This is a genomic window from Synechococcus sp. Cruz-7E5 (genome assembly GCF_024345995.1).
GTDB lineage: Bacteria > Cyanobacteriota > Cyanobacteriia > PCC-6307 > Cyanobiaceae > Regnicoccus_A.
Map to the genome: position 1 here is coordinate 1 of NZ_JAGQCE010000024.1, position 25,622 is coordinate 25,622.

Below are 25,622 nucleotides of genomic sequence, written 5' to 3' on the forward strand. Positions count from 1 at the left end.
AGGGGATCAGTGTGCCTGTCGAGGGAAAGAATCGGCCAACATGGGCAGTTTTTGGCACCCGAAAGGGTGAAATCAGGCCAAGCCAACCTCAGATCCGCCAAAAATTGTTCATTCCGAGCAAATTGCAACCTTGGCCCCTCTTTCAGGGCTCGTTGCCCAGAGGCTCCTAAGCTTCAATCCGTATAGCGTAGCGTGAGTGGCGAGATTCTACATTTTCGAGGTAACCTTAAAGGAAACTTTGGCACCACTACCAGGATACTGATATATAATACTCTGTTCTTACTCTGCCAATGCGATTGGTGATGTCGCTCTAAGAATGGCTTAGGCCAGGTTTGATATATGAGCGAGTAAGTGATATCAAAGCGATAAGCAATTGCATCGGCCACCCATGCCTGAAGTAAGCAGGCATACCGCCGATCGAATAATAGCAGCACAATCAATGAAATCTTTCCGAACGCAGCCGACTTCCGCGACGTGAAAATGGGCCGGTATAGATCCGCGATTGGAAGTAGAAATCCAATTGGAGAATCCAGATTTTCGGCCAAGGCTAATTGGAAATAGCAGCTGATGGTGGTTCATATAGAGATCCTAATTCATAAATTGCGAGCCTGTATCCAAATATGCCCATTTGTTCTTTGACAGTTCAGCAAACCACTTTCTATTAGCGTCTCCTTCCCGCTGAAAGGGGTTTGTGCCCCAGTCGGATCCCTCAAAGATGAAGCAGCGTCCTAGTAAGTTGAACTCATGAGGAGCAGCACCTTTAGCACCAGCGTGGCCGGTGCTAAAGGTGCTGCTCCCTAAACCGCTGTTATGGCAAAGGGTGTGTCGGGCTGTGATCCCCTCGTTGGAGAACTACCACCAACCCAGACCACAGAGCATGGCCCTCATCAATCCTCCTGGACTGAGCCATTCTCCAAGGATTGCCATCACACCCGTGGAGTGGCGTTAGCCAGCAGGTCATTCACGGATCCTGGAATGGCAACCCCCGGCAGCTGCAAATCAGTTGCAAAAAGATCGGCAGCAGCACTGCGGAGGTTCTCCACACGTTTCTGCAGGCGTTCCCGCAAGAACCTTTCCTGGGAAAACTGCTCCTGGAGAACTTCAAGCTGTTCACTCCAGCGGCGTTCCCGTTCCGCTTCCGCAGCCTGGTTTGCTGCATGTTCAGCTTCTGCCACTTCGAGTTGCTCAGCAATGGCGGCATGGATTGTCTCCACCTCCTGCACAGCAGCCTCACGGGATTGGCGCTCCATGCACAGCTCCATCGCCAGGGCCTGCCGAACGTGCTCAAGTTCCTGCAACTGGGCCTCTGCTTGCACGCGGCGCTGCTGTTCATCCAGTAAATCCCGCTCCAGCCTGGCAATCGTGGCCATGGCTTCGCTCAGCAGAGCTCCCATCTGATCGGCGAGCTGTTCGGCGATTCGAGCGGAGAGCTCGCTGACGGCTTGATCAAGGCTCATGGGTCAAACCCACAACTGGAACATCCAAAGCCAGCTGATCCAGCTGTTGCGGTCGCCCAAGGCACACGCGATGGTGTGGGTTTACTGACGATTGTGATCCCCCCGAATCATTGAACACCCTCACCCGATGGGCGCCCCTGCGTCCTCCATGCTCCTCCCGGGATGCGGCAGGAACCATGCTGCCGCTGGGAAGCCTGGCCCGCATCGATTACGGCTTGGGCGCCAACGTGGTCAACAGTGAGGACGTCTCCCGGTTGATCGTTGTGTCCTCCAATGTCAATGGCCGGCCCTTGGGCTCCGTCGTCGGCGACATCCAGAAGGTGATCGGTCCGAAATCAAAGTTCCCAGCGGCTACCGGATCGGTTATGGCGGGCAGTTCGAGTCCGAGGAGCGCGCCACCGCAAACCTGGTGCTCTACAGCTTGCTGGCCACCTTGGTGATCGGCGTGTTGATGTTCATTTCTTTGAGATCACTTCTGGCCACGATCGCCATCCTGATCAACCTTCCCCTGGCCCTCGTCGGTGGTCTGGTCGCCATCCTGCTCACCGGCGGCGTGCTCTCGGTGGCTTCCCTGATCGGGTTCATCACCCTCTTCGGGGTGGCAGTCCGCAACGGCCTGCTCCTGGTTGAAAACTACAACCGCCGCCATGCGGATGGGATGGAACTCAAGGAGGTGGTTGGCGCCGGCAGCCTCGATCGGCTCAACGCGATCCTCCAACCCCTGGCGATTGTGGTGCTAGGCGGATTGATAACCGCCACCAGTCTCACCCTGCTGGTGCTCCCGGCCCTCTATGCGCGTTTCGGTGGCTGGTTGCTACCTTCCCCTCACGTCAGGTTTACCTAAGTTCTCAGGCCACGTCGATATCTGTTAGATCATGACCACCCGAAATTGCTCTGACGGCGTGCAGCACTCCTTCAAATCTGGTTGAGGCGGGCTCTGCCTCAGGCGCTTCTTCAACTTCATTAAAAGGGCGCCCCGTGTCGGGCGCCCTACTGCTTCGCAGGATCCAAGGGCTAGGGCCGGTTGCAGAGAACTGGTTGGTGCTGCCCTGGCCGAAGCCTCTGATTCATTGATAGAACCGTTTGGCAGCGGTGTCAGTACGGCAAACCTCACACCCGGTCCACCCCGCCTCCACCCAAACCGATCCAACCCGCCAAGCTGAGCACAGAACCGATGGTTACCTCCTTGCAGAAGAGCAGCAGCCGCCAGCCCCGGCGTTATCGCTTGGTGGATCACCACGGCAAACCCCACCTAGAGCTCGATGAGCACTTCGAATCAATCGAGGAGGCCTGGGCGTTCGCTACCCACTGGTGGCAGCAGCGACAGCCCACTGGCGAACCGGCCACCTTCGTTGGCCTTGGCCTGGAGGTGAGCACCGAGAGCGGCGGCTGGCGCACCCTTCGCCATTCGCAGGGCTGAAGCCTGCAAAGGTGAGCCCACAGGCCACTCCTGCCCTGCCACACCCGTCTCCCAGCGATCCTGCTCAGGCCAGCCCGCAGCCCACCGAGGTGCTGGCGGGCTCGATCGAGCGCGTCACCTTCCACAACGCCGAGAACGGCTTCTGCGTGCTACGCATCAAGGCCCGCGGCCACCGCGACCTGGTGACGGTGGTGGGTCATGCCGCCGAGATCAGTGCCGGCGAATGGGTGACGGTGAGCGGCACCTGGGTGAACAGCCGTGAGCACGGCCAGCAGTTCAAGGCCTCCTTCCTGCGTTCCTCTGCTCCCACCACCGCCGAGGGGATCGAGAAGTACCTGGGTTCGGGGATGATCCGCGGCATCGGCCCGATCTATGCCAGCAAGCTCGTGGCGGTGTTCGGGGATCAGGTGTTCGAGGTGATCGAGCAGACCCCAGAACGCCTGCGGGAGGTGCCAGGCATCGGCCCGGTGCGGGGCCAGCGGATCAGCCAGGCCTGGGCGGATCAGAAGGTGGTGCGCGAGATCATGGTCTTCCTGCACAGCCATGGTGTGGGCACTGCCCGGGCGGTGCGGATCTTCAAGACGTACGGCAACGCCGCCGTGCAGGTGATGGCCGAGAACCCCTACCGCCTGGCCCGCGACATCCGTGGCATTGGCTTCCGCACCGCCGATGCGATCGCCGGGCGGCTTGGCATCGAGCCTGAGGCGATGATCCGCCTGCGGGCCGGCGTCAATTACGCCCTGTTGGAAGCCAGCGGTGATGGCCACTGCGGGCTGCCAGCCGCCGAGCTGCTCAAGCTGGCCGGGGAGCTGCTGGCCGTCGAGCGGCCCAGCGAGGGGGCAGCGGAAAGCGATCCGGGAGCTGAATCCGTGGCCACCAGCCGGGTGCCGATGGAGCCAGGGCTGATCCAGAGCGCCCTGGATCTGGAACTCGCCGAGGGTTCCGTCGTTGCGGACGAACTGAACAGCGAGCCGGCGATCTTCCTTTCAAATTTGCACCGCGATGAGCGCCGCATCGCGGAGTCTCTCCAGGCGTTGGCGGTGGGCTACCCGCCCTGGGGAAGCATCGAGGCCGGCAAGGCAATTCCCTGGGTGGAGCAACGCCTCGGCCTGGAGCTTGCCGTAAGCCAGAAGGGGGCGGTGGAGCAGGTCCTCTCCAGCAAGGTGCTGGTGATCACCGGTGGGCCGGGGGTGGGCAAGACCACCTTGATCAACGCCATCCTGCGCATCCTGGCGGCCAAGAAGCTGCGGATCCTGCTCTGCGCCCCCACCGGCAGGGCCGCCAAGCGGATGGGCGAAACCACCGGCCTGGAGGCAAAAACAATCCACCGGTTGCTGGAGTTCGACCCGGCGGCGTTCGGGTTCAAGCGCAATGCCGAGCTGCCGCTGGCGTGCGATCTGCTGGTGGTTGATGAGACCTCAATGGTGGATGTGCCGTTGATGGCCTCCCTGCTGGACGCCCTTCCACCGGAGGCGGCCTTGCTGCTGGTGGGTGATGTGGACCAGCTGCCCTCAGTGGGGCCCGGCCAGGTGCTCGCCGATCTGATCAACAGTGGTGCGCTGCCGGTCGCCCGGCTAACGGAGGTGTTCCGCCAGGCGGCCTCCAGCCGCATCATCACCACCGCCCACGCCATCAATGCCGGCACCATCCCCGATCTGCGGCCGCCGGCGGCGGAGGCCACCACCGACTTCTATTTCCTTCCCGCTGAGACGCCCGAGCAGGCGGTGGCCCTGATCCTCAAGGTGGTTGGCGAACGTATCCCGGCCCGCTTTGGCCTCAATCCGATCGCCCAGGTGCAGGTGCTCTGCCCGATGGCCCGCGGTGGCTGCGGCTCCCGCTCGCTGAACATCGAGTTGCAGCAACTGCTCAACCCCGACCCCACTGAGCAGGTGGAACGCTTCGGCTGGAGGTTTGCGCCAGCCGACAAGGTGATGCAGGTGGCCAACGACTACGAGAAGGAAGTGTTCAACGGCGATGTCGGCACGGTGGAAACGATCGATGCCGATGCCAGTGAACTGACGGTGCGTTTTGACGGCCGCGAGGTGACCTACGGCTGGGGCGAACTCGACAACCTGGTGCCCGCCTATGCCTGCACGATCCACAAGAGCCAGGGCAGCGAATACCCCGCCGTGGTGATTCCCCTGCTCACCCAGCACTACGCGATGCTGCAGCGAAACCTGGTGTACACAGGCATCACCCGAGGCAAGCAGCTGGTGGTGCTGGTGGGACAGAAGAAGGCGTTGGCGATGGCGGTGAAGAACCACCTGGGCCGCAGGCGTTACACCAAGCTGGTGGAGTGGATGGGACTGTCTCTCAGGAACTGATCAGGCCCGGCCCTGCCGCCAGCCGCCTCTGGTCCTCCTACTGGGGCTCAAGACGCCCTGCTGTTCCTGGCTGGGGCCAGCCAGGAACGCCGTCGCGTCATCTCATCCTGCGGAATGCGTACCCCTCGTAGGTGAAGCCAGTCACCTGGCCGGCGGCATCAGCCTCAAAGGGCACCTCCACCGGCGCGGAGATCACTCCGGGCCAGAGCAGACGAAAGGTCTCCCCATCCCAAAGGCTGAGAGAGGCGCGGTGGCGTCCCGGAGCAGCCAGCACCTCCAGGGCTCCATCCCGTTCGCCACCGTCCAGGAGCCGAACAGGTCGTTCTCGTAGACGCCGGTGTGGGCCGACAAGGGCAGGGCTGCCTGCACCGACTCCGGAAGGGCCGTGAGGCTGCAGTTGGCATGCTCAGTCAAATAAACCAGGCGATAATAGGTACAATGATAAACACAGACAGAGCCACACTCTGAAAGAGCAAGTCCATCCTATTGATTCGGAATTACGACAGAAAGCCTCTCCTCTTCTCGTGCCTCTGAAAAGACGTTAGATCCCCATGCAAAAAGGATGAAGAGCAACAGGGAAGTCATACATGAGCAAGTATGCATGTAATCAAGAAACGATAGAAGTTCGCGGAGAAACGAAACATCTGATAGAAGTGGTCGTCAGGTCGAACAATCGGCTCTGATGTATCTGGTTGGATGACCGCTGCTTATGCAGTCACCACGTTTACAAGTTGCACCATTTCTGGAGCTGCGACCTGATTTGCTTCAAGCAGATTCTGGCCAATCCAGCCAATAACAGCCTTCCGGTGGAAAGATCCGCTGTCTTAGTGAAAGACTGTGGAGATTCTCGATATATGCACCAATTATCACTCCAAATCCATTCGTACTGACCAGCTCATGGTTGGGTTCACCGGCAATGACCGCATCTGAACCAAACCACGTTGCCCACTTCCCCAAAGAGGCAGCGCTGGGAGGCGGGCAACCGCCAGACAGAAGAGCAGGAATGCAAGCCGATGTCCAGCTTTGCGGAATCGAGCCATCTAAACCAGAGCAACTGAAATAACCTACGCCAGTGTATTGAATGAGCATTTCGCGCGGCTGCTTCAGCAGCTGCCAGTTGGCGTACGTGAAGTGCTTCGGCTTCTTGAGGGCAAGCCTGAGCAACTGATAACAACGACCTTTGCTGACCAGCCAGCCATTTCCATTGAGCTGGAGGTAGCTGCCGCTCTGAAACCCGGCTGCAGTTCTAAGCTTCATGCGCTTCTGATTGTCGCTAGAGATTGACTATTGCGACACCTACTGGGGCATCACCCCAAGGGCAGCCAACATGGCCGGGCTGAGACAGAACAAATGCATACTCATAGGATCGAGGCTGCAGTTCAAGCTGCTGAAGCACCAGGACAGCTGGGGGATTCCTTAGTCTCTGACATAGCTGACTGAACGGAAAGGCAGAGCGATGACTTCTTCAACCAAGAACAGACGACCGCATAACACTGACGATCTCCGCCGTCGTCATTCTGGCTCACATCTGTATCTGTGTTGACGACATGAAGCATTCGGCCGCTTTCTACGCCCGCCTCGGCTTTCAGCTGGTGGCCGGGCCAATAGGCCCGCGGCCGGTCGCGATCCTCAGCCACCCCTTGGCATGGAAATCATCCGATCCTCAATGCGCCCACGGCTGCTGGGGCCAAGGTCCTGATGGACGGGCCGGAAAAACCGGCGGTCATCACCCACTTCACCCTGCTCTGCAACGATCTGGACACCGCGCTCAGTGAGCTGTTGGCAACGTGCTTGGAACCGAGGGACAGGCCGGCGGACGCCCTGTCCCTCCGGGGTGTCCAGACCGGAACGTGGTCGAATTTCACCAGCGGCACTGCAGCGAATCCCTGCAATGAAACCTTGAGGGGTGAGGAAACGTGAAGTCGCTCCTGAGCCGGGGAGGTGGGCTCCACAATGAGGCCGAGGGACGTCAAGATCCTTCGGTTACATGCCCATGAAGGCGCCACTGAGCGAGCGAGAGCAAGAGCGGCTTGAAGCCCTTCGCGAATACCGCATCCTCGATACACCACCCGAGCGGGCCTTCGACGATCTGACGGCACTGGCTGCCTACGTGTGTGATGTGCCCATCGCCCTGGTCAGCTTGGTCGACACTGACCGGCAGTGGTTCAAATCTAAGTTCGGCCTGGAGGCCACGGAAACCAGCCGGGATGTCTCCTTTTGTGCCCACGCCATTCTCCAGGACGACATCCTGGTGGTCCAGGACACCCACCTCGATTCGCGCTTCGCCGCCAATCCCCTGGTGACCTCTGAGCCCAACATCCGCTTCTATGCGGGCGTTCCATTGCTCTCGCCAGACGCCTTGCCCCTGGGCACCCTCTGCGTGATCGACCATGAACCGAGGGAGCTGAAGGCCGCCCAGATCAGGGCCCTGGAGGGGATCGCCCGCCAGGTGGTGACCCAGCTGGAACTGCGGCTGGTATCCGCCCGGCTGGCCCAGGCCCTGGAGAAGATCAACCTGATCGAAGAGCTCATCCCGATCTGTTCGTATTGCAAGGCAATCCGGAATGATGAAGGCTACTGGTCGAGCGTGGAAGCCTTCATCAAACAGCACGCCGATGTGGCCTTCACCCATGGAGTGTGCGAATCCTGCATCGAAAAGCACTTTCCTGAGGTGGCTGAAGCGATGCGAAAGCAGGACGCCGGCTCCTGACCCAACCCGGATGCCCAGGCCAATCATGCTGGCGAGGAGGAGTCCCACTTGTGACCTGGCCCTAGGTGCCCGCGTCAGCAGCTTCGCCCCCAGCAACCAAGCTGCTTCAGAGCCCGGTGGCCTCCTCACAGGGCCTTGTTGTATGGACTCTTAACCATATGGGGATTGCCGCCGGCAGGCTGCTGTTCCAGCGGCTCGTGCCCCGATTCAGTGGCTTCCTGATGTCAGGCGAGCAATGTCATTGACCTGGGAACGGCAGTCAGCAGCCACCCGACTCACTACTCCTGCAACCTGGTGCGGTGCCTTGAAGGGCAGCGCGGAATGCCGCCGAATCGAGGATCGGCGTGTTGTGATCGAGGTCGGAGACCAGCAGCAGCTCCGCTACTCCAGGCAGAAACGCGTGGTGCAGGGCTTCGGCATGGCGCGCAGGCACCACCCGATCGAAGACCGCAGCCACGATCGTGGTGGGCGCGCGCACCAGGGGCGCCTCAGCAGCTGCATCCCAGCGATCGATCAGCAGCAGATTCATCGGCAACCAGGGCATAGCGCCGCGGGCCACCGCCAGCAGGCTGTCGAAGGGCACCAGCAGCACCAGCCGGTGCACCTGGCGGGTGGCTGCCAGATGCACCGCCGGTCCTGCGCCGAGGCTACGGCCCACCACAGTCACCTCGCTGTGCCGCTCGGCCACAAGGGCATAGAGGGCTCTGGTGTCGGCGCGCAGAGCCACTTCGCTGGGACTGCCCTCGCTGCCGCCGTAGCCGCGGTAGTGAAGCAGGTAAATGGCGGTGTCGGGCAGCAGGACGGCCAGCTCGGCGCGTGTGAGGGACACGTCCTCGGCGTTGCCGCCGAAGTAGATCAGCCCCCGGGGCCCCGGATGGGCACGATGGGCAACAAGCACGCGCTTGCCCTCCACACTCAGCTCCAGCCGACCGGAAGGATCGGCCGCGGGCCTTGGAAAGTAGATGAACGAGCGCTGGGTCAGTAACATCAGCAGGCAGAAGCCGCCATAGCCCAGCACAAGCCAGCTCGCCCAACCTAGAAACCTATCCACACCCATCACTGCTACGCCCAATGCCCTTCAGCAGACCAAGATGCACAGCCGGGCTTGGAGTGTCACGGGTGGGCCCACTGCCAGCCGAGTCTGCAGGTGATTTCTGGCCCTGGAGAACGCGATTCGTGTCGCCGTCACAGTTCGAGAGCACGGTTGCGGCCTGCAGCGGGCAGGCCAATCCGATTGAGAGAGTTGCGAGCAGAACCGCCAGCGGTCGCAGGTTCAGACGATCCAAGGAAGTAAGGGCAGCCAATGGCGAAGGCCGTTCTTGCGTGGTCCCTGGCGTGATCACTTCAGCTGGCTGCCAGCCGATGGCTTCTACGAATGCCGACAGAATCAGCCGTATTCGATCCGCCGCCAGGATGGCGCACGCTTCTGGCTGGGAGGCAGTTCTTGTCAACTGATTTTGATCTACCCGCTCTACCTGGACATGGCATGGGGTCTGAGGAAGACGCATCCGATGCCGGGGCTCTCAGCCTCCAAGCCTCCTATCCAACCATTGCGTCACCACATAGACACCGATAAACATCGGCAGATAGGCAATCCACATGTTGGGGAGATCCAGTTCTGAGTTGTTGATCAGAACAAGTCCACCATAGCTAATGAGGCCATAGATCAATGCTCTCCGCAGTGGTCCAACAAGCTTCTTCAAGTGAGCTGCAACAGTGCCTCTGCTCCATGGTACCCGCAGTAGAAATATTGACCGCCTGCTCAGGGCGGGAGTGGCCTGTGGAATCGCCTTTACAAAGACCTGACTGGGGGTGGGATCGGGGCAAGCTCAGCCCTGCGGATGGCGATGGGGCGCCAGATGCCGCACTCGGTGCTCACCTCCAGACCGAGGCCGTCCTGAGCGTCAGATCGATGTGCTCATCAAGCTCACGGAGTGGCTGGGGGTTGCTCATCGGGGAAGAGACAACCATCCATTACGGAGCCAAGTTGATGAACACAACTGTGTTTGAAGGATACTGCTGATCACCAGGTGCCAGTGCTGAACAGCAATTGCAGCAGAGCAAATCCCGTCAGACAGGTGGCGGCGAGCAACGGGATGGTGTGCAGCACGGTTGGGATATCCCTGCGCTTCGATCTTCTAACGATGCCTGGTCAGACGTGCCGATGGCGGACCGGATGTGGAGAACAACAAACACACTCAGAGATGAAGTTGTGTTGCCGATGGTGTGATTTGAGCCTCCCGCCCGCTTCAAGACACGAAACGCCGGTACAACCAGCGCACGAAGCCGCCCAGCACCGGCACGGGTTCAAAGGTGGGTCCAACGAAATCAAAATAGTCGCGATGTTCCACAATCTTTCCGTCGGCACCGATGCGCAGGCGGGTGGTGCCGGGATAAACGAACTCGATCCCCTTGATCTTCAGGCCCATCGTCCACTCCACGAAGGCTGTCTCGCCACTGATAGCCACGGCGCCGGGCACCAGGTACACATCATCACAACGGCGCATCAGGCCCTCCTGGGCATCGATGTAGGCCTCGATACCTTGCCTCTCCTGAGTTGGGTCCTGAAAATGGACATTGGTGTCGTAGACAGCCCGCCACTGCTCAGCACTGGGCCCCTGAGTGCCATAGGGCTTGGTAAACAGGGCGTTGAGCGTTGCCTCGTTGAGTGGCGGCGTGAGGAGTGCGTTCATGGCGGCTCGGCAGACCGGCGGGCATGGGGATCGCCCACAAGGCTGGCAGCTCTGGAGTCAGGATGCGCGGCCATCGAGCCGCATTGATCCTCCAGAAGCTTTGATCAGTGCCATGGCACGGGGATCGAACCGGCTTCAGGGTGTCGCAGGGAGATCGGCTCCAAAACACATGTCTATGCCATCAGCAGAACTGCTTCGCCAGGAGAGCGCTGAAGCGTGATCTCAAGATCCAGCATTAATACAAACTGAACTGCGATAGAGGGCGACTTAGGCCCTCTGTCCTGGTACAGCCGGCCAACGTCAACACAACGATCAAGACATGCCAACAACCACCCAGCGTCGAAAATCCCAAACTGGATCCACGCTGCAACGGATGCATAAGCTCTGAAGAGAAATACTGGAAATACAATGTATCAAGGAGCTAAGAAGCCCGCAGGCACTGACCTGGCAGCCGGATCAACCAATTCCCAAGATGTTGCGGGCAAAGACTTCACCGCCTTGGCAAATTCCGTGATCAGCAAGGTGATGAAGCCCAGCATGGCCTGACGGCCGTTGAGCTTCTTGGCGTGCTCGTGAAAGCCCCAGCCTTTCTCGGCACTAACCAATTACATGCGGGGCTCGGTGGCGCCACGGGTGGTGGCTAGCTCGCTGGCGTTGACAGGAGCCGAGTTGAAGTTGGTGCCTGGGGCCAATGAGGCTCAGCCTGAGATGAGCACTTTTAACTCATTGTAACGGAGCAAAAATGCTCGTAATGCCTGCACCCCCAACAAAGCGGATCTGGCTCTGTCGCCGAGGCTGGTGATTCTGCTGCGAGAGGAGCGGGGTTGAGCCTCCGACCCAGGAGAGCGGTTCAAACCCTCCAGAAGCCACAAGTGGAGCCATGGCCAAGGCAGAATGTTTACGTTCCGTTACAAGAGTCATGACGGTTGGACAGGTATTTCTCGAATCCCTCGCCAGTGGAGTCATCACCCCCTCGGAGCTCTCTTGGCTCACCGATCAACAAGACAGTTTCTCCCGACTCGAGGAGGCCACTGGCCTTCGGCTCGGGCACTTGCTGGATCAAGGTTGTATCCAGCTGGGCTGCCGACAACCTGCATTTACCATCACCACGACAGAATTCACATGAGCTGGATCAAGAACTTGGGCAGCAGCGTCGTGCTTAGGCCCTACAGCTGCACAGCCTACATCCAACCAAGGGTGATTGATCCATCTCGGCTCTGGAAGTCAGACGATAGTCAATCGCACAAGACTAAATAATTCACTAATCCTGCTTCTGGATATGCAAACTACTTCCGCGAATTTTGCTACAACCCAAGCTGAGCAGCAACAATCTTCAACTTCATTCATTGTCGATACGAACCTTTGCGCGAAGAGCCTGATAGTGATTGCTTGTTTTCGACATTAACAAGCCATGGGACATGGATAGCGCTTACTTTGACCTAGAATAATTTGACTTGAGCTCAGCCAGCATTTATGACAATTACAGGTTGTAGCACCAAAACCCTTCGCCACTCAACCTTGGCGACTTGACACCAGGCATGATCCTCGAAACTCCCTTACAGCTTTCTCGCCGCGTACTCGGTGCTGTTGGCACGAGAGTGTCACTGCATAACTGTGAACGAATTCCGCCCACATCTAGAATCCTAGTTGTAAGTAACCACCGCAGCTTGCTTGATGCACCTTTGCTGATGGCAGCCATGAATCGACCGGTGCGATTTGCCTGCCACTACTACATGAGTCGGGTTCCCCTGCTGCGGGAGATGGTTTCGGCGATGGGTGCTTTTCCTCTCGATGCACCTCGCAAAAGGCGAAGGCATTTCTTTCAGCAGTCAGTTGAATTGTTACAGTCAAGACAGATAGTTGGGGTTTTTCCCGAGGGAGCGCAGCCGATGGTTCAAGTAAAAGCGGCAAACCAACTCAGCCCCTTCCATCGGGGTTTTGCCCATCTAGCTTTGAGAGCACCGGTTAGTGACTTGGCCATCCTGCCGGTTGCGATAGCATCAACCGAAGAGGGAAGACATAACCTCGCACCGCTCAGGCTTTTCAGCCTATTTGATCCTTCAGAACCCCTTTTCAACTGTGGGGGATGGCATTCCGCGATCGTCTATCGCCAAGTCCAGATACTCTTTGGCAAACCCGTCTGGATTAACGAAGACCTACAGAAGCAGTATCGCGGCCGACATGGAGGATCGCTGGCAAAAGAGCTGACGCAGACGTGCTGGGGGCAGATTGCCGAGTTGCTGCGTCAAAGTCACCACTAATCAATTTACATTACATAATCTAGTGACGATCAAACGGTTGAGGCTAGTTGCCTCTAAAGCCACAGAATCAACCCTTCCCCTGTTTATCTTTCTGCCAGGGATGGACGGGAGCAGCGATTTGCTGCGACCCCAGTTGGCCGATTTAAAGTCGGCTTTTGATATCCGCTGCCTGTCTATTCCCTCAGACGATGTAACGGGCTGGGATGGATTGATTGAACAGATCGCCGATTTGATCGTAAGAGAGAAGCAACGGTCACCCTCGCGTCGCATCTATCTTTGCGGCGAGTCTTTTGGCGGCTGTTTGGGCTTGAAGCTGGCCGCTCAATTTCCGCGCCTCTGCGATCGTCTGATTTTGGTCAATCCTGCATCTTCGGCGAGCCGCCAGCCCTGGTTGGACTTTGGAGCTTCAGTCGCTCAGAGATTGCCTAGTCCGCTATACCGGCTATCTACTCTAGGCCTTCTTCCGCTTCTGATTGCACCACTCCGAGTTTCAATTCCAAGTCAGCAGGACCTGTTGACAGCAATGCAATCAGTCAGCCCACCCAGTGCTGCCTGGAGACTGTCTCTGCTCCGTCAGTTTGTCTTGGAGGAACTACCTCTTGAGCGCATTGAGCAACCTGTCTTGGTTTTGGCATCGGGCTCAGATCGGCTCCTCCCGTCCGTGGAAGAGGCGGGGAAATTAGAAAGTTATCTGCCCAACTCTCAAACGGTTCTTCTGCCAGATAGCGGACATGCGTGTTTGCTGGAAAAAGATGTGGGATTCAGAAATATCCTGAAGTTACATAGCTTTTGTTTCGATGGGAGTATGCCTGCGCTCTCACTGTCGAGGTAGTGGAGATGCTTGAATAAACACGTCAACAGGCTGGTGCTGATCCCGGTGGACCTGATACTCAGAACTGTGCCGGAAATCGGCCCAGTTGGCTGGGAGGTTGGCGTGTCCCGCGGAAGGGGTAGCAGCCGCTGATGAAGAACCTTATTGGGCAGGCGGGTCCACGTGGTGGTGAGTTCAAATCCCTGAGCTGACAATCAGGACTCGGCTTCACCACTGGACTGCAGACCCGCGGAGATGGCGGCAGCAAGTGGATCAGCCCTCGCGGCACCTGTGTCTATAACAACCCACTCTGTTGGTTTTTCACCAAACTCAGTTCTGGCGCTTCCTTCAGACCTGGCTTGACTGGCGGTAGCAATTGCTCTCGTTGTTGAGGGTTGCGCGCAGGGGCAAATGGAAGCGCGAAGGGCACTAGCAGGCCCAGCAAGAGTCCGAGTAACGGTGGCAGCAGTCAGCCGGTTAATGCTTGCGAGTCGCTCACAAGTCAAGGTGACTAAGTCATGGGGTCTGCCGCCACCAGCGCCAGGCCTCCACGTTGATCAACAGCCCGAAGACGGTGAGGGCTAACATCAGCACAATCTGATCGAGGCGAGCATCGGGCACCAGGATGTCGGCGATGAGATGGGGGAAGTTGGTGATCGAATAGACTATGCTGAACCAGAAGTGGATTCGCCTCCAGGATCGCCAGCGCGTGGCCGGACCTGCCGAGGTGACGGCGTAGGCGATCAGCACAATAGCGATCAGCGGCAGCAGGAAGTAGCCGAGCATGGCACCGAACAGCCAGGGAAGCGCCCCCTCGTGGACATGGCTGTGGATCTCCGGCGACTGGCCGTGGAACAGGGGCATCAGGCCCAGGTCCACGTGGAAAAGCATCGCCAGAAGCCAGGCGATCCAGAGCGTGATCAGTCTCAGGGCCTGGTTGATCGACGTGTTCATCACTCTTGAAGCTGGTTCCTTCAGTGTGGCGAGCAAGGAAGCAACTGCCTTGGATCCTGGTGGTTCTTTGCGGATGGATCGATGCGTTGCAGCCAGGATCGCGCAGCATGAGCGCTGCAGAATCAGCCGCCCACACAATCAGCACCCCGAAAACGTTCGGCAGGCTTACAGGCTTTCTGTGCTCACCACGGGCTCACCGGCCGCCTTCCAGCCTTCGATGCTGGGTACAAAACCTTTCACCTGGTGGCGGCCCTCCAGCTGCAGCGCCATCACTCCCATGGCAGAGCGAAATCCGCTGGAGCAATAGAGCACCACCTCTCGCTCTGGGGAAATCTCAGCCACGTGACGGCTGAGTTCATTCAACGGTCTGTTGATGGCTCCGGCAATGTGTCCCGCCCGGTACTCAGCAGGGGTCCTCACGTCAATCAGCGACACGTTGCCGCTGGCGACCAGGAGCTTGAGGGCTGGCACCGATCGAATCGCATGAAAATCAGCCGGCAGGTTGGAGAGGTACTGCTCCACTGCGGATTCAATGACAGCAGCCTCGCCTGCAGCAACCGTGGCATCCGGAGAGGCGATTGCAGTAGCCGCAGAGGCGCCCTCAGGCGGTGAGATCAGCAGGCAGAGGGCAAGGGCGACCCCCAGCAGGAGCGAGCGAAGGCGAGACATATGGGGTTTCGACACATCCTAGGGGGATTGATCGTGCTGGAGGCCAAAGGTTTTCCCTATTCGGCACTCACCTTGCCTCGAAAGGCAATGTAGTTATAGATGTTGTAGAAAAGCATGATGGGAATCAGCACACCGATGAAGGTGAGCATGAACACCATCGAACTCACCGACGACGACGCCTGAAAGATCGTGACCGATGGCGGAATCACCGCCGGAAATACCATTACCCCCAGACCAGCGAAACTGAGAATGAACAACAGTACGGTATACACGAAGGGCCATGCCTCCTGCTGCATCGCCAGGCTGCGGAACAGTTGAACGATCAAGGCAACACCCAGCAGTGGCAACACCACGAAGAAGGGTAGAAACGCGGGATCAAACAGGCGCTGCCGCAGTGCTTCCGACGCGAACGGTGCCGTGAAGGTGATCAACAGGGCCCCGCCCAGGGTGGTGGCATTCGCCAGGCGGGCGGTGCGCACGTGCAACCGCTGCAGCTCACCACTGGTTTTGAGAATCAGGTAGGTGGAGCCGATCAGCACATAGCCCTGGATGAGCGTGAGAGCCACCACCAGGCTGCTGGGGTTCACCCAGATCCAGGCGGAGCCTGTGAAGTGGCCTGCGGCATCTGTGGGGATGCCCGAGAGCACCGTGCCCAGACAGATGCCCTGGGAGCCAGCGGCCAGCACACTGCCAATACCGAACATCAGGTTCCAGGGCCGCTTGTTGGTGGCGTTCTCGCGAAACTCGAAGGCGACGGCCCGCAGGATCAGCCCCAGGATCATCAGGTAGATGGGGCCGTAGAGAGCCTTGAGGATGGTGCCATAGGCCAGGGGAAAGGCTCCGAACAGGGCGCCGCCCATCAGCACCAGCCAGGTTTCGTTGGCATCCCACACATTGCCGAGGCTCGTCATCAGGATCGTGCGCTGGGATTCGCTGGGCGAGGTGAGCGAGAGGATGCCCACCCCCAGATCAAAGCCATCGAGGATTACATAGAGCAGCAGGAACAGGGCCAGGATCACAAACCAGACCGTGGGCATGAACCATTCGAGGAACTCCATGGTCAGGTGCTCGCTGATGGGTCGGAAAGAATCACGGCGGTGGCAAGGCCAGGGGGCGGCTCAAGGGTGAGATTCGGCCCCTTGGCGATGATCCGGGAGCCGAAATACAGCGCGAAGACCAGCAACACCGTGTAAAGCACAGCGAACACACTCAAGCTGGTGAGAACCTCGCCCACCGGCAGCACCGAAGCGGCATCGGCGGTCCGCAGCTGGCCGTAGACCGTCCAGGGCTGGCGGCCCACGCAACGCACCACCCAGCCGGATTCAATCGCCAGGTAGCCGGCCGGGGCTGAAAGAATCCAGGCCCAGCTGAACCAGGGCCACTGGGCAAAGCTGGCGGCGCTGAGGCCCCCTCGCCACCAGAGCAGCAGGCTGAGGGCCATCAGGGCCGCCGCAGCCAGGCCGATCGCCACCATCACCCGGAAGGCATAGAAGAGCAGACCCACCATGTGGGGCCGCTGGTCGGCGGGCCAGCTGTTGAGCCCACGCAGCGGTTGGCTGAGCTGCGGCCGCGTCTCCAGGATCCAGCTGAAGGCGCCAGGCACCGACAGGCTCCAGCGGTTGCTGCCGCTGGTTTCATCGGGGGAAGCCAGCACGGTCCAGTCAGGGGAGCTGCCGGCGGCCTGGTCGTCCCAGAGAGCCTCGATCGCGGCCAGCTTTGTGGGCTGATGCTCGGCCACCTGCACGGCGCTTTCGTGGCCGGCCAGGATCTGCAGCGGCGCCACCGCCAGCAGGATCACCAGCGCCAGCTTGAAGGAGAACAGGAAGAACTCCGGTGCCTTCCGGCGCATCAGCGACCAGGCACTGATCGCGGCCACCACAAGCATGGAGGTTTCCACCGTGGCCAGGGCCATGTGAATCACGCTCCTCACCATGAAGGGGTTGTTGATGGCGGCGAAGTAGTTCTGCACATGAAAATGGCCCTGGGAAAAAGTGCCGCCCGACGGAGTCTGCAGCCAGGAGTTGGCACTGAGAATCCAGAACACCGAGAGGTTGGCGCCGAAGGCCACCATCACGGTGGAGAGGAAGTGGATCACCGGCGGCACCTTTTGCCAGCCGAACAACATGATCCCGAGGAAACCGGCCTCGAGCATGAAGGCCATCGCCCCCTCGAAGCCCAGCACCGACCCGAAAAAATCGCCGGCGAACTCCGACAGAGGCGCCCAGTTGGTGCCGAACTGGAACTCCATCGGCAGCCCAGAGGCTACGCCGATACCGAAATTGAGCACGTAGAGTTTCGCCCAGAAGCGGGCCTGCCGGTAGTAAAGGGGATTGCGTGTGCGCAGCCAGATGGCTTCCAGCACCACCAGATAGATCGCCAGGCCGGTGGAGAGCACGGGCCAGAGCATATGAAAGATCGCCGTCAGAGCGAACTGCAGCCGTGACAGGGTCACGACATCAAGAGTGGCAAGCATCAGCAGGCAGTGCGTGAGGGAGAGCCGAGACCTGACCGGGCAGGGAAATGGACGACGGCCATGGGCGGAGTGGACAGGGGGGGGAAGGAACCCGAATCTTGCTATGATTTTATCGTCATAAGAGCTAAGAAAACATGAACATGACGATCTGTTTCGAGTGGTTCGGACGTCGCTGGCGCCAGGGGCTAGCTGGCCTTCTGGCTGTGCTGGTGGCCTCCCTGGTACTGGTCGCCCCGGCAGCGGCAGTCGAAAGCTGGCCGCTGAGCGATGAGGCCGGCCACCGCTTCCAGGCCTCGGTTTTCGAGCAACCCTTTCCCGAGTATCCCTCCGGCTGGCGGCTGCGCCTCAATGCCCTCGAGGCCGACCTCGTCCTCGACCACACCGACGCTCTGCAGGTCAGCGACGCAATGGGTAAGCGCTGGACACTGGGTAACAGGAGCGAGGAAATCGTGCCTCCGGATGGCACACCCATACCCGCCGGTTCCGCCCAGTTCGATCTCGATGGCCTAACCCCCCGTCCCAGCGACGCCCTTCCCCTGCGGTTCACGCTGACCAGCAGCGCCGGACCGCTGCGCATCGATCTCAACCCCGAGCAAACCCTTACCCTGCACGATCTGGCCTGACCAAGACTCTTCACCGGGCTTGCGGAGCACACACCCGAAGGGCCAACCCCCTGGACCTGGCGCGGTCTGCGCTGGCCCCGGCCGAGTGCAGACCGCGCCAGGTGGACAGCCATCCTGATTCCGTTGATCGCCGGCCTCTCGGTGGTGGTGGTGAATGACCTGCTGGTGGCGACCAGCCTGCTGAGAGTGTTTTCAAAGGGTGTGGACGCGTTCCTGCCGAACTGCACCGACCCCACCCGGCTCAGTTCCCTGCGACTTCCCTAAAGCTCCAAATTTTCGTTGTTGCCTATTGCTCCTGATCCGGCTCGGAGTCTGCCGTCTTCTCACTGCGGACAACGCCATAATCACCCCCATCCTCTATGTGTTGCAGGGGATCAGAGCAGGCACCCTGAGCGGCCTGATCGGCATCGGCGGCGGCGTGATCATCGTGCCGGCGCTGGTGTTTGTCTTCGGTTTGACTCAGCATGCCGCCCAGGGCACGATGTTGGCCCTGCTGGTGCCGCCGATCGGAATCCTCAGCGCCTGGCCCTACTGGAAGCAGGGAGATGTGGACATCCGCATCGCCGTCTTCATCTGCCTCGGGTTCCTGCTCGGCAGCCTGCTGGGGACACGGGTCGCCACCCAGTTGCCGAACCTGCTGCTGGGGCGGATCTTCGGTGGGGCGATGGTGCTGATCGGCCCTCAGAATGGTGCTGGCCCGGTAGGCCTCACTAGGCAGCGCTCACCGCAGAGGACCGCCCGACCAGCACCGGCAGTGTGCTGTGCGTGAGCACTTTCTGCGTCTCACTGCTTAGCAGCAACGCCCCGAGCCCGCGACGGTCGTGGGAGGCCATCACGATCAGATCACAGCTCAGCAGCTGGGCCGCATCGAGGATCGCGCGGTGCGGCTCATCGCTCTCGACGCATTCCGCGGTGTACGGGTCAACCGGTCCTGGTGTGTTTGAAATCGGCCTTTGCAGCCTCCAAGACCGCCGGAGCCGGCACCAAGAACGATCAGATCTAGTGGTTCGCTGATGGCTCAGCCCAGGGAGGTGAGGTCGATGCGCTTGCGCACCCCATCGGGCAGGTTGCGGGAGATGGGGCAGAGTTTCATCCTCTCCTGCATGTAGGCGATGGCGTCGTCATCGGCGAGGCCCCGTTCCTGCTCGGAGACGGCGGCATCCAGGCGGATGCGGAAGTCACCCTCCACGCCGGCCACGATCCAGTCGCTGCTGGTGGTGACAGCAAAGTCGGCCTCCACCTGCTGCAGCGGGATGGCCTTCTCCCTGGCATTGGCCACCAGATAGAAGTGTTGGCAAAGCAGCAGTGAGATCAGATAGATGCGGAAGCCCGGCATGGTGAGGCTGAGCTGCTGGGGTTCCCACTCGCCGGAGTCGCCCAGGAACTCCACCACAAGATCATGAGTGGCCCGATCCGGAGCGGGGTGGCTGCTGCGCAACCGGAACTGGAAAGTGCGTTCATTCATGGCGCGACGGAAATTGCGAAATGGGAGAGACGGGTCGTGAAGACCAGGATGTGGAGGGCGCGACCTGGCGGCTGGCGGCAGCCCTGGAAACGGGGGGCGGGTGGTCGTGGCGTCTCCAGGCCTCGAATCCGGTGAGCAGGGCCGAGCCGATCAACAGGGCCGAGAAACCTTGGCGCAGCCGCACCTCCGGCAGGTGGGCCGTGGGCCAGTGGCCCAGAGCGGCAAGAGCCACCAGGGAATTCGTGGCGATCAGCAGCAGGCTCGTGCCGCTGGCGAGCTGCATCGGCAGGCCCGCAAGAAGAACTAGGGCCGGCACGATCGCAAAACCGCCCCCCACCCCGGCGATGCCTGTGAGCAGGCCTACCAACAAGCCCTGGCTGGCCAGCGCCACGGGCAAGCCGGCTGGGCGTCCGTCCTTGGGGGGATGCTTCAAAGCACTCCTGCGATTGAGCAGCCAGGACGCAAGCAAAGCCGCTGCCGTGAAGATTCCCAGTTGCATCGCCTCCGGGATGAGACCGGCCTTCACCAGCGAGCCGCCGATCCAGCTGCCGGCGAGGGCCAGCAGGGTGACGACCAGCTGCGAGAGCGGAACCGCGGCCTTGGTGGGCAAGGCCGCACCGCTCACCAGCATGGGCAACAGCAGAATCGAGCCGCCGGCCCCGAGAACGGCGAGCAGAAGGCCGATCAAGGCGCCACCCGCCACGAGCAGCGCCATGGACGCCGTGATCATTTCAGTTGCGATCCCATCGCCACCTTGTTCCAGGGCATGGCGGCCAGCAGGCGGGCCATGCCGCAGAAGCCGCTGATGCCCGCGAAGGTGAGGCCTGCCCCCACGAAGCCACTCAGCCAGATCCAACCCGGGGCCACGGTCTGGCTCAGGATCACCCCCAGCAGCACCAGGCTGCCGGCGGCGATCTGCACCTGGCGCATCAGGGGAAGGGGTGCCCCCTTGAGCTTGCGCACGTCGAAACCGGCTTGCTGCCAAGCGGGCACACCACCTACCAGGTCGGCCACCGGGTGGGGGTGGCCCTGCTGGAGAAGTTGGCTCAAGGCCTTGGCACTGCGGTTACCGCTCTGGCAGACCAGCACCAATGGCCCGCGGGGCAGATCGGCCTGGGTGATGCGCGCGAGCGGAATGTTGAGGCTGCCGCTGATGTGGCCGGAGGCGTACTCCATCGGTTCGCGCACATCAATCACGGTGACATCGCGGGCCGCCAGCTGGTCGGCCAGGTCGTGGGCATTGATGCGGGTGGGGGCAGGCATCGAGGAGGTGGTTGTCATGGTTGGGGGAGTGAAAATCTGAGGAAAGGCGAACTTGAGATTTCGATCGGAACTGGAAGCCTCAGGCCGGGGTAACGCCCTCAAGCGGGTAGCCCTCAGCGGCCCAGCGGCTCAGACCGCCGCGCAGGTTGGCCACCTGGGCCCTGCCCGCCTTGAGCAGCTGCTGGGTGGCCAGGGCGGAGCGGCTGCCGGAGTGGCAGACCACCACCACGGGCCTGTCGGCTGGAATCTGGGCCGATTGGGCTTCCAGCTCCTGCAGGGGGATCAGGAGGCTGCCGGCCACTCGCCCGTCGGGTCCGCTGAATTCCTCTGCAGAGCGCACGTCGAGCACGGTGACCTCGCCCTGATGGGCAACCACCCAGGCGGGGGGCAGCTCGGGTAGGCCGGCATAGCTGCGGGCCAGGGGCGCCCAGGCAGGAGCGGTGGCTGCCTCGCGGGGCTTGCCGGAGCGCATGTTGCCGGGCAGGGCCTCGGCGATCTTGTGGGGATGGGGGAGCTTCATGTTCTCCATATGGCCCACGAAATCCCGCTCGCTGGCGTCGCCGCCGAGGCGGGCGTTGAAGGCCTTCTCCTCGGCCACGGAGGTGACGGTGCGGCCGGTGTAGTCGTGGCCGGGGTAGAGCAGGCAGCGCTGCGGCAGGGAGAGGATCTGCTCGGTGATCGATGTCCAGAGGGTATGGGCATTGCCCTGCTGGAAGTCGCAGCGGCCGCAGCCGCGAACCAGCAGCGCATCGCCGGTGAAGGCCATCGACTGGTCATCAAGCACGAAGCTGATGCAGCCGTCGGTGTGACCCGGGGTGGCGCGCACCTCAACGAAGCGCCCGCCGAAGGCGACACGATCCCCATGGGCCAGAGGCAGGGTGACGTTCTCGGCGCGGGCGGCGGCTGCCAGGCCGATGGCACAGCCGGTGGCCTCGCGCATCAGCCAGCTCCCTGTGACGTGGTCGGCATGGGCATGGGTGTCGATCGAGGCCACCAACTCGATGCCCAGCTCGCGAATCAGGGCGAGATCGCGGTCGTGCTGCTCAAAGACCGTGTCGATGATCACCCCCTTGCGGCTGGGCACGTCGGCCAGCAGGTAGGTGAAGGTGCCGGTGTCGCCGTCGAAGAGCTGGCGGAAGAGCAGGGAGCCACCGCCGGCGGCGGCGGCGAGGGACAGGGAGGGTACGGGAGCGATGGCCATGGGTGATCGATCACGAACTTGTATGAGCATAGCCGCATTATGGGTGTTAAAGCGATCTCGGCTGTCCAAGCCCCTGCGCGCCTCAGGCCCACGCCTTGCGCACTTCATGCATAATGCGTGTATCGACATAAGCACGACCATGCGCCGGAACCAGCTACAGCCCCAGTCCCTGCCCAGTCCCCAGCTCCTCGATGAACTCAGTGGCTTCTTCCGGCTCCTGAGCGAGCCCGCTCGCCTGCAGTTGCTCTGTCAGCTCAAGCAGGGCGCTGACATGGATGTGGCCTCCCTGATCGAGGCCACCGGCTTCAGCCAGTCCCACATCAGCCGCCAGCTGGGCCAGCTGCAGCGAGCCGGCCTGGTCAGCTGTGAGCGGGACGGCACGCGGCTGATCTACGCGGTGGCCGACCCCCTGGTGGATGACCTCTGCAACATGGTGCAGCGGCGCCTCAAGCAGCGGCTGGAGCAGCAGCTAAAGCAGCTGCAGGGCGTTTGAACGGGTCGTCTCAAGGTCTGGTCAACGTTCCTTCCGCGCCAGCCCCAGCGCGCGTACCAACGGCGCGAAGGGCTTCAGGAAGCGGCTTTCATGTAGACGGCCCTTCAGCACCCGGTGCCAGTAGACCCACGGGAACACCCGTGTTTCCACCAGAAACATGCTCCAACGCTCCTGGGTGGGATCAACCAGGAAAGAGCTCACTGGCTGCAGGTCGTAGTCGAACTCCGCCATCACCACGCTGTGGAAGCTGGTGATCAGCGGGCAGGCGGTGTAGCCGTCGTAATGGGCCAGCAGGGGCCGTCCGTCGAGCTGAGTCAGCAGGTTGGCCACCAGCACCGGCGCCTGACCACGGATGGCGGCCAGGCTTTTTGAGGTGGGCAGGGAGCTCACATCACCGAGGGCGAACACATCGGCAAAGCGCTTGTGCTGGCAGGTGTCCTTGTTCACCTCCACCCAACCGCCCGGCCCCTCGATCGCTAGGTGGCTGCGGGCCACCACGTCCGGCGCCGCCATTGGCGGCACCACATGCAGCAGGTCGAAGCGGATCTCCTCCCGGAAGGGTTCCCGGCCCTCCTCCCGCACCTCAAACACCGCCACCTGCTCCTCGGGGCGCACCTCGATCAGGTTGTGGAGCAGGCGGGTTTCGATGCCCCGGCGCGCCACGACGCGCTCGACGGTGGTGTTGTAGGCCTTGACCGGATAGAGCTGCGCCATGGCGCTGCAGAAGATCACCTGCGTGTTCACCCCCACGCCGCTGGTGGCCTGAAAGATGTCGTCGGCCAGGTACATCACCTTCTGGGGGGCGCCGCCGCACTTGATCGGCGTGGCCGGATGGGTGAACAGGGCGGTTCCCCCCTGGAAGCCGCGGATCGTATCCCAGGTGGCGGCGATGTGGGCGTGGGAATAGTTGCTGACGATGCCATGGTGGCCGAGGCCCTCCGGCAGGCCCTTGATGGCGCTCCAATTGAGCTGGAGGCCCATGGCCACCACCAACACTTCGTAGCTGAGGGTTTCACCTGCTGCGGTGATCACCCGGTGGGCCTCCGGCTCGAAGGTTGCCGCGCTGCCCTGGATCCAGACGGCACCCGCCGGGATCACGGCGACCTCAGGGCGGTGGGTTGCTTCGTAGGGGAGCAGACCGGCGCCGGCCAGGATCCAGCCCGACTGGTACTCGTGAACGCAGGAGGGCTCCAGGATCGCCACATCAAGGCCAGGGCGGGCCCGCAGGAGCTGACTGGCCACCGTGATGCCGCCGGAGCCACCGCCCACGATCAGAATCTGGTGGTGGTGGTGGCGGTGGCCTACAGAGCCGCATTCGGCCATCGATCACCTCTTAGCCTCCCTCTTTCTAGTCAGGTCCTGGTGAAACGGTGGCATCCAATACATAACTACATGCTTAGACGCGCATAGGAGGATAGAGTCTGTTGGCGTGATCACACTGCGGCCGATGGCGCAATGGCAACAGCCTTCAGCCCCGGGCTTCCAAGCACCTCCGGTGCGGCTCCAGAAGCATGGCGGCATCTTCTCATCGGTGAATCCTGCCAACTGGATTCGGCATTGGCGCTATCCCAATCACCTGATGCTGGCCGTGCCGTGGCCAGTCTTCTTTGCGTTGATCGCCGTGGGATACCTGCTTCTCCACCTGATGTTCGCGAGCCTTTACTGGCTTGATGCCCATGGGATCTCGGGGGTGGCAGGCTCTGCAACCAGTTTCACGGAAGCGTTCTTCTTCAGTGTGCACACCCTGGGGGCGATCGGCTATGGAGCGCTCTATCCCAGCACTCTCTTCACGAATCTGGTTGTCACTCTCGAGTCATTGGTGGGGTTGATTCTAATTGCGCTGATCACAGGGTCGACCTTCAGCCGCTTCTCCAAGTCCACTGCGAGGATCCTGTTCTCAGATGTGGCCACGTTGCATTCCTACAACGGACTGCCCACCTTGATGTTCCGTATGGCAAATGAACGGCGCAAGACCATCCTCGATGCCAGGATTAGGGCTTATCTCGCCATCGATGAGCGCACTCCAGAAGGTCACCGGATGCGACGCCTGCACCCGATGACCTTTAACCGCGATTGCTCACCCTTGTTTCTGCTCACCTGGACGCTGATGCATCCGATCGATCAACACAGCCCCTTGCATGGACGTACCCCCCAGGAGTTGAGCGCAATCCAGGCCGAGATCGTGGTTTCATTCAGTGGCATTGACGAAATCATGGAGCGACCGATCCATGCCCATCACAATTACCCCCTTTCCCAGGTGTTGTTCGGTCAGGCCTTCGTGGACATGATGCAGGAGGAGGATGGCGACGGCCAAAGCTTCGACTTCGCCAATTTCAACCGCACCCATGTTTGCCCATCCCTTGAGCTGTCCCGACCAGCTGGAGCAGCTTCCTGACGCCCAGCTCAGCTCCACCAGGGCTTCTCGCCGATGCGGGGATCGCTCTCGCTCCAGGTGCTGAGCAGCACCCGTTCGCCCTGAACCGCCACATGGGCTAGGGCCAGGGGGAGCGGGGCGGGACCCCGGACCACGGCCCCCTCCGGGTCGTACTGGCTTCCATGGCAGGGGCAGATGAACTTGTTTTCGCCGCTGTTCCAGGGGACCACGCAGCCCAGATGGGTGCAGATGGCGTTGAGCCCGATGGCGCCGATGGCGCCCTCTCCATCGACGATCAGATAAGTGGGGACTCCTGAAAAAGCAGACTGCAGGCTCGATGCGAATGCTGCCAGCTAGAGGCGCGTAGGCTGCTCGCACACACATTTATACAGCGACCAGTGAATCAGCCATTTCAAGCTGCCAAATGTTCC

The 25,622-nt window shown here is 60.9% G+C and carries 28 protein-coding genes and 2 pseudogenes; 12 read left to right on the forward strand and 18 right to left on the reverse strand.

Annotated features, from left to right (window positions below):
- Window positions 1-926: 926 nt before the first annotated feature.
- Window positions 927-1,457, reverse strand: coding sequence for a hypothetical protein (locus KBY77_RS16005; protein ID WP_255106663.1), 531 nt, complete (start codon window positions 1,455-1,457; stop codon window positions 927-929).
- Window positions 1,458-1,627: 170 nt separating this feature from the next.
- On the opposite strand from KBY77_RS16005, the pseudogene KBY77_RS16010 reads away from it, so the two are divergent.
- The 3 genes and pseudogenes from KBY77_RS16010 to KBY77_RS16020 form a co-directional block, all read left to right on the forward strand.
- A pseudogene (locus KBY77_RS16010) lies at window positions 1,628-2,301 on the forward strand (efflux RND transporter permease subunit); the annotation flags it as partial.
- A 330-nt stretch (window positions 2,302-2,631) separates the two neighbouring features.
- Window positions 2,632-2,877: a hypothetical protein gene (locus tag KBY77_RS16015; protein ID WP_255106664.1), complete on the forward strand. Its 246-nt coding sequence runs from the start codon at window positions 2,632-2,634 to the stop codon at window positions 2,875-2,877.
- 11 nt (window positions 2,878-2,888) lie between these two features.
- Window positions 2,889-5,201, forward strand: a complete 2,313-nt coding sequence (locus KBY77_RS16020) for an ATP-dependent RecD-like DNA helicase (protein ID WP_255106666.1) — start codon at window positions 2,889-2,891, stop codon at window positions 5,199-5,201.
- Between the two features lie 97 nt (window positions 5,202-5,298).
- Here KBY77_RS16020 and KBY77_RS16025 read toward each other — a convergent pair whose 3' ends face one another.
- A complete protein-coding gene (locus KBY77_RS16025; protein WP_255106668.1) occupies window positions 5,299-5,475 on the reverse strand; it encodes a hypothetical protein in 177 nt (58 codons plus the stop codon).
- Window positions 5,476-5,966: 491 nt separating this feature from the next.
- On the reverse strand, window positions 5,967-6,458 hold the full coding sequence (locus KBY77_RS16030) for a hypothetical protein (RefSeq protein WP_255106670.1): 492 nt from the start codon (window positions 6,456-6,458) through the stop codon (window positions 5,967-5,969).
- A gap of 269 nt (window positions 6,459-6,727) precedes the next feature.
- Here KBY77_RS16030 and KBY77_RS16850 point away from each other — a divergent pair, with 269 nt between their 5' ends.
- Window positions 6,728-6,976, forward strand: a complete 249-nt coding sequence (locus KBY77_RS16850; protein WP_399213110.1) for a hypothetical protein — start codon at window positions 6,728-6,730, stop codon at window positions 6,974-6,976.
- 212 nt (window positions 6,977-7,188) lie between these two features.
- The gene (locus KBY77_RS16035) at window positions 7,189-7,911 is read left to right on the forward strand and encodes a GAF domain-containing protein (protein WP_315856504.1); all 723 of its coding nucleotides are present in this window, start codon (window positions 7,189-7,191) and stop codon (window positions 7,909-7,911) included.
- 259 nt (window positions 7,912-8,170) lie between these two features.
- Here the strand turns inward: KBY77_RS16035 and KBY77_RS16040 are convergent, their stop codons facing one another.
- From KBY77_RS16040 to KBY77_RS16855, 4 genes are all read right to left on the reverse strand, one after another.
- Window positions 8,171-8,968 (reverse strand): alpha/beta hydrolase, encoded by a 798-nt coding sequence (locus KBY77_RS16040; protein WP_255106672.1) that lies wholly within the window; start codon window positions 8,966-8,968, stop codon window positions 8,171-8,173.
- Between the two features lie 466 nt (window positions 8,969-9,434).
- Window positions 9,435-9,614 carry a hypothetical protein gene (locus KBY77_RS16045; protein ID WP_255106674.1) on the reverse strand — a complete coding sequence of 60 codons (180 nt, stop codon included), beginning with the start codon at window positions 9,612-9,614 and terminating at the stop codon, window positions 9,435-9,437.
- A 546-nt stretch (window positions 9,615-10,160) separates the two neighbouring features.
- Complete coding sequence (locus KBY77_RS16050) at window positions 10,161-10,604, reverse strand: nuclear transport factor 2 family protein (protein ID WP_255106676.1); 444 nt, start codon at window positions 10,602-10,604, stop codon at window positions 10,161-10,163.
- A gap of 413 nt (window positions 10,605-11,017) precedes the next feature.
- Window positions 11,018-11,209 (reverse strand): hypothetical protein, encoded by a 192-nt coding sequence (locus KBY77_RS16855; protein ID WP_399213102.1) that lies wholly within the window; start codon window positions 11,207-11,209, stop codon window positions 11,018-11,020.
- Window positions 11,210-12,142: 933 nt separating this feature from the next.
- Between KBY77_RS16855 and KBY77_RS16060 the strand changes: the two genes are divergently transcribed.
- Both KBY77_RS16060 and KBY77_RS16065 read left to right on the forward strand, forming a co-directional pair.
- On the forward strand, window positions 12,143-12,865 hold the full coding sequence (locus KBY77_RS16060) for a 1-acyl-sn-glycerol-3-phosphate acyltransferase (RefSeq protein WP_255106678.1): 723 nt from the start codon (window positions 12,143-12,145) through the stop codon (window positions 12,863-12,865).
- A gap of 22 nt (window positions 12,866-12,887) precedes the next feature.
- Window positions 12,888-13,697, forward strand: a complete 810-nt coding sequence (locus tag KBY77_RS16065; protein ID WP_399213104.1) for an alpha/beta fold hydrolase — start codon at window positions 12,888-12,890, stop codon at window positions 13,695-13,697.
- Window positions 13,698-14,192: 495 nt separating this feature from the next.
- On the opposite strand, the gene KBY77_RS16070 is transcribed toward KBY77_RS16065, so the two are convergent.
- From KBY77_RS16070 to KBY77_RS16085, 4 genes are all read right to left on the reverse strand, one after another.
- Window positions 14,193-14,630, reverse strand: coding sequence for a hypothetical protein (locus KBY77_RS16070; protein ID WP_255106682.1), 438 nt, complete (start codon window positions 14,628-14,630; stop codon window positions 14,193-14,195).
- Between the two features lie 165 nt (window positions 14,631-14,795).
- Window positions 14,796-15,299 (reverse strand): rhodanese-like domain-containing protein, encoded by a 504-nt coding sequence (locus KBY77_RS16075; RefSeq protein ID WP_255106684.1) that lies wholly within the window; start codon window positions 15,297-15,299, stop codon window positions 14,796-14,798.
- Window positions 15,300-15,355: 56 nt separating this feature from the next.
- Window positions 15,356-16,357, reverse strand: coding sequence for a cytochrome d ubiquinol oxidase subunit II (gene cydB / locus KBY77_RS16080; protein WP_255106686.1), 1,002 nt, complete (start codon window positions 16,355-16,357; stop codon window positions 15,356-15,358).
- A 2-nt stretch (window positions 16,358-16,359) separates the two neighbouring features.
- Window positions 16,360-17,772: a cytochrome ubiquinol oxidase subunit I gene (locus tag KBY77_RS16085; RefSeq protein ID WP_255106688.1), complete on the reverse strand. Its 1,413-nt coding sequence runs from the start codon at window positions 17,770-17,772 to the stop codon at window positions 16,360-16,362.
- A gap of 140 nt (window positions 17,773-17,912) precedes the next feature.
- Between KBY77_RS16085 and KBY77_RS16090 the strand changes: the two genes are divergently transcribed.
- From KBY77_RS16090 to KBY77_RS16100, 3 genes are all read left to right on the forward strand, one after another.
- Window positions 17,913-18,395, forward strand: coding sequence for a DUF3122 domain-containing protein (locus KBY77_RS16090; RefSeq protein WP_255106690.1), 483 nt, complete (start codon window positions 17,913-17,915; stop codon window positions 18,393-18,395).
- Window positions 18,396-18,518: 123 nt separating this feature from the next.
- Window positions 18,519-18,659, forward strand: a complete 141-nt coding sequence (locus KBY77_RS16095) for a hypothetical protein (protein WP_255106692.1) — start codon at window positions 18,519-18,521, stop codon at window positions 18,657-18,659.
- 25 nt (window positions 18,660-18,684) lie between these two features.
- Window positions 18,685-19,164, forward strand: a complete 480-nt coding sequence (locus KBY77_RS16100) for a TSUP family transporter (protein ID WP_255106701.1) — start codon at window positions 18,685-18,687, stop codon at window positions 19,162-19,164.
- Here KBY77_RS16100 and KBY77_RS16700 read toward each other — a convergent pair.
- From KBY77_RS16700 to KBY77_RS16125, 5 genes are all read right to left on the reverse strand, one after another.
- Window positions 19,106-19,480 carry a universal stress protein gene (locus KBY77_RS16700; RefSeq protein ID WP_315856505.1) on the reverse strand — a complete coding sequence of 125 codons (375 nt, stop codon included), beginning with the start codon at window positions 19,478-19,480 and terminating at the stop codon, window positions 19,106-19,108. The genes KBY77_RS16100 and KBY77_RS16700 overlap by 59 nt on opposite strands.
- On the reverse strand, window positions 19,414-19,860 hold the full coding sequence (locus KBY77_RS16110) for a hypothetical protein (protein ID WP_255106703.1): 447 nt from the start codon (window positions 19,858-19,860) through the stop codon (window positions 19,414-19,416). Before KBY77_RS16110 ends, KBY77_RS16700 begins: the two co-directional genes overlap by 67 nt.
- A complete protein-coding gene (locus KBY77_RS16115; protein ID WP_255106705.1) occupies window positions 19,853-20,575 on the reverse strand; it encodes a sulfite exporter TauE/SafE family protein in 723 nt (240 codons plus the stop codon). Before KBY77_RS16115 ends, KBY77_RS16110 begins: the two co-directional genes overlap by 8 nt.
- Before the next feature lie 11 nt (window positions 20,576-20,586).
- Window positions 20,587-21,141 (reverse strand): rhodanese-like domain-containing protein, encoded by a 555-nt coding sequence (locus tag KBY77_RS16120; RefSeq protein ID WP_255106708.1) that lies wholly within the window; start codon window positions 21,139-21,141, stop codon window positions 20,587-20,589.
- A gap of 61 nt (window positions 21,142-21,202) precedes the next feature.
- Complete coding sequence (locus KBY77_RS16125; protein ID WP_255106710.1) at window positions 21,203-22,324, reverse strand: MBL fold metallo-hydrolase; 1,122 nt, start codon at window positions 22,322-22,324, stop codon at window positions 21,203-21,205.
- Window positions 22,325-22,463: 139 nt separating this feature from the next.
- On the opposite strand from KBY77_RS16125, the gene KBY77_RS16130 reads away from it, so the two are divergent.
- On the forward strand, window positions 22,464-22,817 hold the full coding sequence (locus tag KBY77_RS16130) for a helix-turn-helix transcriptional regulator (protein ID WP_255106712.1): 354 nt from the start codon (window positions 22,464-22,466) through the stop codon (window positions 22,815-22,817).
- A 21-nt stretch (window positions 22,818-22,838) separates the two neighbouring features.
- On the opposite strand, the gene KBY77_RS16135 is transcribed toward KBY77_RS16130, so the two are convergent.
- Window positions 22,839-24,140 (reverse strand): FAD/NAD(P)-binding oxidoreductase, encoded by a 1,302-nt coding sequence (locus tag KBY77_RS16135; RefSeq protein ID WP_255106714.1) that lies wholly within the window; start codon window positions 24,138-24,140, stop codon window positions 22,839-22,841.
- Window positions 24,141-24,396: 256 nt separating this feature from the next.
- Between KBY77_RS16135 and KBY77_RS16140 the strand changes: the two genes are divergently transcribed.
- Window positions 24,397-25,212 (forward strand): ion channel, encoded by an 816-nt coding sequence (locus KBY77_RS16140; protein ID WP_255106716.1) that lies wholly within the window; start codon window positions 24,397-24,399, stop codon window positions 25,210-25,212.
- A gap of 8 nt (window positions 25,213-25,220) precedes the next feature.
- Here the strand turns inward: KBY77_RS16140 and petC are convergent.
- Window positions 25,221-25,526: pseudogene (gene petC, locus KBY77_RS16145) on the reverse strand (cytochrome b6-f complex iron-sulfur subunit); the annotation flags it as partial.
- Window positions 25,527-25,622 lie beyond the last annotated feature (96 nt).